Here is an 11,490-nt window from a genome sequence, read left to right on the forward strand (position 1 = left end):
CACTTCACAATAATGGCAACACCTGCCAAATCGCATCGATGTTGGCCGCGCCCAATCGCTGGCACCGGTCCGGTGACCAGCCAGTAGACGGCATGGGCGTGGCGGTAGTGTCCTTGAACGGCATTTCCAGCGTCATCGCCAGGCACTTGTGATGCTCGGCCACATAAGCGGTGCACAGCGTCAGATTCGCTTTGCCGGGTTCAGCGATGGGGTAACCGACATCCGTCTGAAAGTCTGGGCAGGCGGTCTGCAACACCGACTTGAAGGTGCTCAGCTGCAAGGCCATGTGCTTGTTCCAGGCCGGTATACCCTCGGCCCCGGCAATAAAGTTGTAGGGCAATTCCTCATCACCGTGTACGTCCAGGCAAAAATCCACACCGGTTTTAGCCATGGCTTCGCGCACAAAATAGACTTCCGGTGAAAACTCCTTACTCGGCTCCAGCCATTCACGGTTCAGGTTACGACCATGAGCGTTGCAGCGCAGATGCCCGCGCACACTGCCATCGGGGTTCATGTTGGGGACGACGTGAAAGACACAATGTTCCAACAGTTGGCGGCTCAGGCTGTCCTGCTCATCGAGCAGTCGCTCCAAAAAGCCTTCCATCCACCATTCCGCCATGGTCTCACCCGGGTGCTGGCGGCCAATGATCCAGCAGACTTTCTTGTCGGATGCCGGTTCGCCGATGGTCAGACGGGTTAGTGGATGGCCGTCCGGCGTAATGCACAGCGTATCGGCCTGAACCTGGGGCGAGGCCAGTGTCGCGGCGATCAATTGCTGATGCCGTTCAAAGCTGTAGGGCGCAAAATAGGCATAATAGATACTGTCGGTCTCGGGGCTGTGCTCGATGGTCAAAGTTTGACCATCGTACCGGGTCGGCACCCGAAACCAGAATTCACGGTCGTAGGACGCCACCGCCTGGTAGTCGTGAAAGGCTCGGGGGAAAGACACCTGTCCAGCATTGGTAATGTCGAACCGGCATGGCTGATCGCGCGCATCCAGCACCTGGAAATAGAACCACTGCTTGTGCTCATCGCCGACATCGGAGCGAATCTGCAACTCCACAGCACCGGGGTCGGAGGCATCCAAACAAACAATATTGCCGCCATCAAAACGCTGGTTAATGTGCATGCTGTTCACTCCCGCCTTCAAAGTCATTGAAAAGATGTCTGTCGATGCTACCTCACCATTGCCGCCAGTAAAGGGGTAATCGTGAATCCTTTTAAGCAAAGACCGTAAAGCATCTCGGAAGCTGGGCGTTTCCGCCAGAACATCCAACTTTAGAGCGCTGTTGTTCACTAGCCCACAATTCTAGCGCATGCATCTATCGCATGGACCAATGGAGACTGGCTAAACGGTTTGTCCCAGGGGATTCATTATTATTGGGTCGATGCGACTGATCTTGGCTAATTGGCCCTTGAGCAGGCTGGTCATGAAATTCCAGGCAAAACGTATCGCCGTTGACTGTCTCGGGTTCAACGACTGCCTCACCTTCCCAGTTGAGTTGCCCCGCTATCGACCAGGACCGACTGAGAAGAAAGCAGCTGTTTAGGTTCGCCTGGTGCATCTTTTCAATGGACTCTGTTAACCACTGTCACGCCACTGGAAAATTATTCGCACCATTGACGCCGCCGATTCAGGCAGACTGTGCCAACTTCTTTTAATTGGTATTTCGTTGATTGGCAGTGACCAAATAATCAGCAGCCTGGTCATAGCAGCCTCCCAACTGGGCAGACAGTGTTTCCAGCATTTCCATCACCTCACGCCCCCCGACCTCTCGGACATCATCCGGCATAGTGGGTGTGTGCTCATCCCGCTTACGCTCGAAGGCGTTAATTCTCTTGATCGTATAGGCCGACAGCCGGCACACAGCGTTAACGGGTACTGCGTAGTCGGTACCGTGAAAGTCGAAAAAAAGATCCGTTAACGGTACAAAGTCTTGCTGATAAAAGGCTTGGGAGCCTTTGTGGCGATCCGAACGCCAGCGGCTGAATTCCTCGTTCAGCTTCCGGGCGAACACTCGGGCACTGTCGGGCAGCAAGGCTTCGAGTCCCGTCAACAACTGGCAGGTAAATTCAACCGCCTGATCAGCCGGCAAGGCATCCAAGAGACTATCGGCCTGTGTTGGAAATGATTTCACCATTGCGAATGGTCAAAACCCCTCGGGTTGGTTGCTGGGTTGTCCGGTCATTATAGGTAATGACCAGTGTGATGTTCGGAAAGTCTCGGGAAAATCGGGCCAATGGCCCCAGAGCCGCCGACGCAGCATCTGTACCGCGCTGGTCAATCAGGCCCCGCTGGCAGGTACTGCAGGGAATCTGCTCCGCATGCATACGCAGTTCACCGCGCAGTTCGACCGGATCGGTATTGGGAAACTGCTCACGAAGTGCCCGGGCAGCGCCGCCAACGACGCTCTGCTCGGCGTGGCCCGCGAACTGTGGGTCGCTGATAGGCTGCCCCTCCCTCGTCAACGGACGATAACTGGGATCGGCGGATTCGCCTTCAGCCCTGGCCCGGCTGGAGCCGCCGGTAAACACTTCCTCAATTCCACGCGATGAACGGGACTCACCTTCCATCACCAGAACTCCGGCCGCTACCGTGCCTCCGGTCACGTCTCCTTCTTCATTCACACCCCGCTCTATGCCGGTACGCTCGCGATGCGCGGCAATGGCGTCATGCAGGTCGGCACTGTGCTGCCGTTCCCGGCGTCTTTGGTTTGCCCGACGGAGTATACCCAGCAAGCGCTGGAAATAATCGGCCATTGAGATGGTGGTGCGATCTCTATGGCGCACTCGACCCTCCCGTTCAAGGGCGGCTACTTCCCGCCGGGCCTGTTCCAGGGCGGCGTCGCCGAACGTATCGTCGTACACCATATCAGCTATTTCCGAACGGGCGGCACGCAGGTCTTCGGTGGGGATGTGAGTGTCGCCCTCTGCCACGGCTTCACGGCGCAAACTGCGACGAAGTCTCAGAAAAGCATCGACAATAGCAGACTCGGCAAAAATTCGTCGTCCCTGGGCTCTGTGCCGAGTCTCTGGCGAGCGCGTAGAACCGGAAATTTCCTGCCGCATGCCCTGAAAGATCTGATCTTTAGCAGCAATGAAACCTCTAGCTTCCTGACTACCATCCAACATGCTCCATTCGAGACGATGTTGCTCGAGCTGTTGCTCGAAGCTACGAATCCTCTCCTCATGAGCAACGATTTCTGCCTCGCTCAAACTGGCACGACGCTCATTCAACAAGGTAGCTTGATCAGCAATCAGGCCTGGCAGCTTGGCCAATTCACCTTCCAGCTCAATCGCTCGTTGCCAGGAAGAAAAACGGCCGCCCAGCAGACCTCGGGCCCGCAACAACAAGGTGCGGGCCGTCCCAATCATCCCTTGATAACGCTGTAGAACTTGAACCGCTGGCAAGTGACCTCGCACAAGGTCCACGGTGGCGTTCGGCCCGGCCTCTATCCAGATTCGGCCTACGCCGCCACCAGCATTGCGATCATATCGGACCTTAACCGTGCCGCCTCCTTCGCTAATACGAACCACAGGAATTTCAGTACGAAGCGAGGGCGGCAACCCCTCAGCCAGGGCAGTATCGGTTCCGGCTATTTCTAAAGGGGCTTCGGCGGGTCGACGACGCATCTGGGCATCCGGATCGGCTTCGGTTTCATGCCGTCGCGCTTCCTCAACAATAACGAGATTTGGGTCGGTATTGGGGGGACCGCTTTGCCCCTCAGTCGCTCCGTCACCGGGAACATCAATCTCGGCGCCTCCTGCGCGCCGAGTCGCCAGACCATGAGCCAGCCGACCGGCGAAATGCTGGGAACCCATTTGCAACATTTGCTGACCAGCCATCTCGCTGAACACGGAAATTGCAGCGTCGCGGGCCCGTTGTTCCAGCCTCGCCATCTCCTGCCGTTTTCTGGCAAGCAGTTGCGGGTCAACCGAGCGATCTTCGCGCATGACATTTATTTCTTCGCGCAACTGGCTCAACTGGTCGATGTATTGACTGCGAACGTTACCGATTTGTTCCCACGCCTGATCGGTAAAGACGTAAAAATTGCCCGCGTATTGAGTCAGTCCAGTGGTAATGTCCAGTGCCCGTTGGCCTAAAGAGCGTTGCCGTGAGATACCTTCACCAACACGAATCAGGCGGGCCGCATCGTCGGCCCGTCCAATGACGGGAAGAATGTCCAGGGCGACCAGCCCCAGGTCGACGTAATTGCTGGCCCTGACCGTACCGGAGCGGTGGGCATCGGCAAAATTCAGCCCGGCGTCAGCACCGTTGTAAACTATACTCAGGCCGATGCCCACCGGCGCGGTGGGTGGAAAAACACTGAGTACCGTGGCAACAACGTTGACTACCAGACTGGCCTCGCTGGAAAAGACCGATTCCTGTATGTCATTAAGCAGAGTGTCGGTCTTCCGTTCATATTGAATAAATCTCTGGGTAGGCAGGGTTCCTTCGAAACTCTGGAAAGAGAAACGCATTCGTCCGTTAGGGTAAGTACTGGTCAATTCAAAAAAAAGCTCTTCCATCATGGCTTCGAAATCGGAATCTTCGGCTTCGAAGTGAAAATTCTCGGGGCGCACGATTTCAGAGTGATCCAGTAGATGGCCATAGTAGACCCCTTCGCTTTCGTTATAGGTGAACCAGCACACCAGATAAAGTTGACCAGAGGGTACCCCTGAGCGTCGGCTGACGTAGTAGCCACGCGCTGCTATGGGATGAGTGACCGAACCGGCTGACGTATCTTCATCGGTGGCGCGCAGTCTATGGATGCGTGCCAACAGGTTCTCTAACTCAGTTTCTCGTTGTTGAGCCCATTCCAGCATGTCTTCCTGATCGGTGCGTTCATAGTGACGCACCAGATTCCGTACCCGCTCCAACTGACCTTCAATATGGGCCGTGCTGTTAGCGAAACCCGCCTCGTTCAAGACAGAAGGGTCAAGCAAACCGGTACGACGCAGGCCTTGGGCATCAGAATCCTCGGCGATCAGCGCGGGAATGCTTAGCGTCGGGGACGCCACTCCTAAACCTAAGCGCACTAAGAAACTTTCTTGTTCCACGCTTTCAAATTGATACTCGCTCGCATCACCCGCTTCGCCGAAGGACTCTTCAGTGTCGCTTTCCATGTCATCAAGACGCTGCGCACTGGTGCGTACCTCAACGACTTTGGAAAAATGTGCGGGACGGAAAAAAGAATGATTAACAAAGGCGTGAATTTCGTAGGTACCCGCGTCATCAAAGGTCATCTCAAATCGGCGATCATTTAGCAGGCTGTCCGGGTCCAATTCTGAATAATTAACTGTTTCCTCTTCGAGAACATCGACATTCGATGCATCCATGCCTTCGGCACGGCGCCGCGCCGCAAACCAGCGAATATATACATGGGGAACGGCGAAGCGGTCGACATTGTCCAGTACTTGGAACTCGAACATCACCTCCTTGCCCGGCACCGCCTGACCTTCTTCCTGTTCTCCGCCGACCCAGACAATACTTCCCCGAACTGGCCGAGGCACCAGGGCACCACGGGCGTCCTCGTCAGTGTCGAACTGGAAGTCGAATTGATTTCCGTACTCCTGAAGGTCCAGTTGGGCGACGACGGTTTCGATCATGTCGTCATAACCCTGAGGGGGCGACTCTCCAGGTGCCGCACGACCGGACTGCATCATACGCATAAGTTCTATACGGCGCGGATGCTGGTCCAACAGTCTCAGTGCCATAACCTCGCGCAGGGTGACAAATCGACTTAACGCTTGTACTTCACCGGCTTCGGCATCGCCATGCAGTTCGCGCAATACTCTCAGTACCAGGACGCGATCCGCCTCGGTCGCCTGGGAGCTGATGGTCAGCCCCCCGTCACTACTTTCCGCAGGGGGATTACCACCCTCGCCCTGCTCTGTGTTGCTCTCTTCGCCCTGTCGATCACCTTCGCCCTGCTGCTCATGATCCTCGTCGTCCTCGCTGGAACCGCTGCCGCCCAAGCCTTCTTCCTGGCTTTCTGTGTCTGTTTCCTGGGTTTCGGTGTCGGTACTCCCGGCGAGTCCTTCCTCACTATTAACCACGACAACCGTTACGCTTTGCTCTCTGGAAAAATACTGCGCATAATTTCCAGTCGCGAAGAGGTACTCCTCTTGGTTCGACGAATCAAAGTAAAGCCGGTAACCACTACCCACCTGGGTGGGTATCAATTGATATTCCCCATTGGCTACGCTGAGTTCGGTACCAGAGTCATTCAAGCTGATCACACGCTCCCCGACATACAACCGAATCACATCGCCTTCCCGAATCACTTCAATACGCCGGACGAGGGGTTCCCTGCGTATGAGACCATCTTCCGTTTGCAGAGTGTGGGCTACTTCATGCGCCAGTAAACGTCGCCCCTCGTGTTGATAGGGTCGATATTCTCCAGGAGCGATATGCACATGGGCACCTTCCGTATATGCCTTGGCACCAATGTCCAGCGCCGACTTATCCTCAGGGTGAACATGAATGGCGCTCAGGTCGGTGTTGAGCTGCCGCCCCCAACTCTGGGCCAAATCAGCGGGCAAGGAGTCACCGCCTCCACGCCCCGAAGGCGCTTGGCTGAGTCTGGAGCCTGACATAGCCCCGTTTGCCAATGGAGCAGCCCGATTATCCACCAGCGCATTCCCGACCCGGTCAGCCTCGGTTTCGACCACGTCGTCGATCGCACCCACCCCGGGACGAGAGAACAGCAACGGCTGTGACAACGGGACTCGCCCAGTGGGCAACTCGGTGGCCGAGCGCCGGTCGTTCTCGCCTACCGCTCGGTTATTGGTCGAGCGACCTTTAGCGTTTAGAGCGATCCGATCCATAACAATGCGCGCAATAGTCGTAGCCAAGTTTTTCAGCCTGTTTTTCCCCGGAAAAATAGACCCTGTGGTCCGGGCGCATCCGTGCGATGCCGCAGCCGGGTTTTTCGTTGTTCAGGTTGTGCAGTTCACGGGTGTTGCTGTTGCCGAGGTAACGGGTTCTTAGCTGGCAATCTCCGCTGCTTGCACTGTCCAGCTCGATGTCCCGATAACTGCTGCTGCCGGGTGTGGGGTAGAGGCTGCGACGGTCTACTGTTTGATTACCCTGACGGCTCGCACCGAGATAGACCGGGTTTTTAATGGCTGAAGCGGCCACGCGCAGGCGGTAGGCACTTAGGTTGGTATTGATGTGATGGGTCGTGTCTGTGCCTCCCAGTGCGGATTCCGCTTTGCCTTCGGTTTCGCGGTCGGTTTTCCTGTCGTGTACCTGAGGGGCCCAAGTCACCTTGTAATACCCCTGGCGATCAGTAATGGTTTCCGTCAGCGCATCCTTATGACCGTCCTGGTCGGGAAATAGCGCTACTTTTGCCTTGCTGATACCAATGCCTTCCTGATTGCGCACATACCCATGCACCACCCAAACGTCCTGTTCTGTTTCGAGCACAGGCGCTTCGGCCCTGTCCCGCTCGGCCCGGGTGTTTACCAGCATGCCGTGTTCCGTTTTCATGCGGGCATCGGCGGCCGCCACACGCGGATGGTCCGCCCCATAACGTTGCTCCATACGCGCCCGCTCACGCCGCGCCTGTACCAGCTTGGCCCGTTTAACCGAGGTGAGTTGAGCCAACCCCGCGCTGCGCTCCTGGTCCATCCGCTCCGGCGATTGTTTGAGAATGCCTTCAATCTGCTCTATGGAGATGTTTGAACCCGGATCAGTACGCTGGCGCTCTTTTTTTGCACCTGGCTTGGTATCTCGTCGCTTTTGCATGGCATTACCCTCTCCATAATTGGTTCAGACCGGTGTTGATTCCGCCCGCCGCGCTGTCACTGGCTGAATCGTTTGGCACCAGAATGTTTTCCCAGGCACTGAACGCCTCGCACCAGAAATCGAGAAAGCTGAACGCGTTAAACAACACCTGGTTGTCGTGCGCACGAATGCTGGTGGTTATGAATGGCAGCCCGCCGACCGGCGACGCCAGGTTAAGGATGCAGTGCGTCGCCTGGTTGTCGCTGGTGTTGTTGAAAATAAGCCCAAGGTTGACTGAGGAAAACAAGGCAATCATGAGCGACTCTTTGAATCGGTTGTCCTGAACCCGGGTGGTCATACCTACGGTGAGCAAATTGGTAAACAGGATGTCGACCAGGAAATCGCAGTCGAACTGATTGTTCTGCACCGTCACGTCATCAAGGCTAATGATGGCGGCCTGCGACAAGGCAAACTCGACTTCGGGCTCAGAGAGGTCCAGAAACACCTGGTTATTGGCGAACATGATGTTGCCGTTGGCGAGATAGCGGCCAATGCCCTGATCGTCCAACCCGCGACTGGCTCTGGGTATGAAACCATTATTGCTGACGGGAATGTCACCCGCATCAATCGGGTCGGCCACAACGCCGCGAAACAATACTGTTTGCAAATAAAACTCGTTGGACAGGCCGTAATTCACGATAAATACTGTGGTCGCCCACCAACTTGGATCACCGATACGCTGCACGAACGCCTGAGACGTCAGTTGGTTGTTCAAAATGCTCATCGGCCCCAGGCCGCCCAGGGCCAGCGCCTGACCGAGCGGCTGGGAGACGATATTGTCGTGAATGCGCGCGGCCGGTACACCGTTCTGGCGTGGCACGAAACCGCCGCGCCCTTCCATGGCATCAATGCCCGGCAGTGCATAGGGGACGACGATGCCACCGCGTCGGCCTTCGGCGGCATCTTCGCGATCGCCCTCGATCTGTTGGCCGTTGTTGCGAATGCGGTTGCGGCAGATATCCAGCCCTTCGACGTGCAGCACAAAAATACCGCAGACGGGTTGCAGGTAATCCGGCCCGTTGTCTTCGAGCCGATTGTCGTAAATTCGCAGGGCTTCAACATCGGCCAGGGCGATGGCACCGTAACCCATGTGCTGACGGGCATCCCGGGGCATGACTTCAAGGTCGCGCCAGAGGTTATCGTGAATGTCGTTACCGAGGATATCGAGCCCGAACACGCTGATGAATTCGTCTTCCTCATCGAGGTTGAAAAAGGCAACCACACCGATGCCGCACAAACCCATACCGCTGATGCGATTGCGTTCGATCCGAATGTCGTAAAGTGCCCCGGCGGACTGATAGGTAACGCCGGTTTCCGGGTCTCTTCCGGGTGGCACATAAACGGTGCCCGGTGAACAGGGGTCGCAGGGGTCGAACAGATTGACGACCCAGCCGATGAGGCCGGGAACCGGGTTGCCATCTTCATCGATGGCTTCAACCGTGCCCAGGGTGATGCCGTGCCCAATACCGCCGACGATGTCGTTATCGATTAACCGGATGCGTTCACAGGTTCCGGCCAGGTGAATACCGCCCCGCCCTGCCTGAACAGCCGCCAGGGTGTTGGCGGCTTTGGAGGGTATGACCCGCACTCGATTATGTTCGACCAGCATATCGTCGCCCAGCAGAAAGAGTGGCGACCAGCCGCCGGCAGCATCCTCGGCGATGAGTTCGCAATCGCGAATGCCCACCTCGCGGGCGCCGACGATTTTTATGGCGCTGTCGGTGGTGGCGATCACCAGCAAGCCTCGCAACTCGATGTGCTGACTTTCCACGCCCTGATCATCCGTTTCGATGAGGATACCGATGCCTCTGGGCGCGGCATCGACTCTGAGGGTTTCGATGTGGACATTCCGTCGTCCTTCGGCGTAAAAAACCGGAGCGGGAGTGCCCTCATCATCAGCCGCCGGGTCCCCGATGACCCGACTGCGCGGACCGCAGCCATGAATGCGAACATTGTCTTTATCGATCACCACGGTTTCACGGTAAGTGCCAGCCAGCACGCAGATCTCACCTCCGCTGTCGGGCAAGTGATCGACGGCGTCCTGAATGGATTCAAAATCACCAAAGCTGTGCAGGCCGTCGCCGACCTTGAAGGTGCAGCAGCTCTGGATTTTGGTCAGCGGCTGGAAGACGCGGCGGCAATCGTGAATGTTAGGCGGGCCGTCGAGGGTGATCACCGGGCCGCCGTTCCAGTTGAGGATACCGAGCGGGGCGCGGTGGTAAACGACCCCCTGGGGGGGCGCATCGTTAGGCCAGACAGAAGGGTCGAAATCGGTCCCGGCAGTGCGCAGCTGGAAGGTCCAGAAATCGCCCGGTCGATAGTTGCTGTTGTTGGCGGTGGGCGCATCGAATTCAAGACGCAGGCCCAATTCGAAATCGACAGGCGCGCCGGTGGCGAAGCTGGCAACCAGGGCGGTGCCGTCCCAGAGCCGGAAGAAGGCTTCGTCGGTGCCCGCACCGGGCCAGGCGCCCACAATGTTGGTAAGCGAGAGTACGCCGTCGCCAACGCTGGAGGCATCGGCTTCCATGACTACGTCCCAGTGGGTGCCGGAGGCGGTGGGGGCGAGCACTTCGAGGAAGAAGGTGTCGAGCCCGCAGTGGTTGATCATCTGGTCGTTGGCGAGGACGGTGATTTGGTCGAGCGCATTATCGAAAATGCCGCGACCGACCAGGCCACCGTTGAAGCGGGAGTATTTAAAGCGGGCTTCGTCGGCCGACGTGGGTCGGGCAACTTCGATGCGGTAGAGGTAATGTTCGAAGCCGGTGTAACCGCCTCCGGCCTGCACCGGGCAGTCGCCACCGATGGCGAGGGTCGGCGCGGGGGTGACGCTGAGGTGGCCTTGCAGATCGGGGTCGTCTTGCAGGCGGTTGAGGTTGCCGCAGTCTTCACCGTCTTGCAGACGCAGTAGGCGCAGACGGTAGAAGAGCTTGGTGCGCTCGGTGGTGTCTGGACCGCCAAGTGCCGGTTCGAGCAGGTTGACCGGATCCTGAAAGGCGTTGAAGGCGTCTTCCCAGGCTTCGAGGACAACGGCGTCGCGGATACCCATGCCGATACTGCTCGCATCGGGCTCGGGATCATCGATGGGTGGGCCGTACCAGGTAGCTGGCAAGACGAGAGCGTCTTCGCCCGGCAGATAGAGAGGCAGGCCATCGACCCAGCCGCGGCCGGGTTCGAGGGTGATTTCCACACTGGCACCATCGGATTCGGCCTGAATGATCAGCCAACTGTCCGGTTCGGCAGCGGGAATGCCAATGAGGTCGGGGCCGATGACATCCTGACCGAGCAGTTCTCGCAGGTGGCGACTGATTTGGGTGCCGGCGTTCCAGTCCTGATCGAGCAGGACTCGGCCCTGCTGGTGCCATACACCGGTGAAGTTGTTGGCCGGTCGAAAACTGAGTTTCGAGAAGTCCCCTTTCATAGTGGGTATCCCTCTGGTTTGGTGACGGTTGTATTACGGTGTCTGGAACCCGCGCTGGCTGTTCCTTGCCTGGAACCCGTGCCAGCTACCGGGGGTGCTTCTCCGGGGTCGGCGTGAACCCATCCATGGGGCCTAGACCACGGCATCCATGCCGTGGACTTCCCCGGATAAGCACCCCCGGCAGCCGGCACTGGTCTTTTGTGGCATTGGGTACGAGTGGATGGCTGGGCTGCCAGCACTAGCCTTCTGTGGAGTCGAAATTGGATGCGGTTTGAACTTT

At 57.4% G+C, this 11,490-nt stretch carries 5 protein-coding genes; all 5 read right to left on the reverse strand.

Annotation, left to right across the window (positions count from 1 at the left end):
• Nucleotides 1–4: 4 nt before the first annotated feature.
• A complete protein-coding gene (locus EP166_RS06915; protein ID WP_127556025.1) occupies nt 5–1,129 on the reverse strand; it encodes a M14 family metallopeptidase in 1,125 nt (374 codons plus the stop codon).
• A 529-nt stretch (nt 1,130–1,658) separates the two neighbouring features.
• Nucleotides 1,659–2,141: a hypothetical protein gene (locus tag EP166_RS06920; protein ID WP_127556026.1), complete on the reverse strand. Its 483-nt coding sequence runs from the start codon at nt 2,139–2,141 to the stop codon at nt 1,659–1,661.
• The gene (locus EP166_RS06925; protein WP_127556027.1) at nt 2,110–6,858 is read right to left on the reverse strand and encodes an eCIS core domain-containing protein; all 4,749 of its coding nucleotides are present in this window, start codon (nt 6,856–6,858) and stop codon (nt 2,110–2,112) included. The genes EP166_RS06920 and EP166_RS06925 overlap by 32 nt, the downstream gene beginning before the upstream one ends.
• Nucleotides 6,806–7,753 carry a hypothetical protein gene (locus EP166_RS06930; RefSeq protein ID WP_127556028.1) on the reverse strand — a complete coding sequence of 316 codons (948 nt, stop codon included), beginning with the start codon at nt 7,751–7,753 and terminating at the stop codon, nt 6,806–6,808. The genes EP166_RS06925 and EP166_RS06930 overlap by 53 nt, the downstream gene beginning before the upstream one ends.
• A gap of 4 nt (nt 7,754–7,757) precedes the next feature.
• Nucleotides 7,758–11,210 (reverse strand): DUF6519 domain-containing protein, encoded by a 3,453-nt coding sequence (locus tag EP166_RS06935; RefSeq protein ID WP_127556029.1) that lies wholly within the window; start codon nt 11,208–11,210, stop codon nt 7,758–7,760.
• Between the last annotated feature and the right edge of the window lie 280 nt (nt 11,211–11,490).

This window comes from Saccharospirillum alexandrii (assembly GCF_004000275.1).
Lineage (GTDB): Bacteria > Pseudomonadota > Gammaproteobacteria > Pseudomonadales > Natronospirillaceae > Saccharospirillum > Saccharospirillum alexandrii.

What these genes read in the sequence shown, in the direction of transcription:
- EP166_RS06930 (WP_127556028.1), bottom strand. Translation starts at nt 7,753, where the DNA reads ATGCAAAAGCGACGAGATACCAAGCCAGGTGCAAAAAAAGAGCGCCAG.
- EP166_RS06920 (WP_127556026.1), bottom strand. Translation starts at nt 2,141, where the DNA reads ATGGTGAAATCATTTCCAACACAGGCCGATAGTCTCTTGGATGCCTTG.
- EP166_RS06915 (WP_127556025.1), bottom strand. Translation starts at nt 1,129, where the DNA reads ATGCACATTAACCAGCGTTTTGATGGCGGCAATATTGTTTGTTTGGAT.
- EP166_RS06935 (WP_127556029.1), bottom strand. Translation starts at nt 11,210, where the DNA reads ATGAAAGGGGACTTCTCGAAACTCAGTTTTCGACCGGCCAACAACTTC.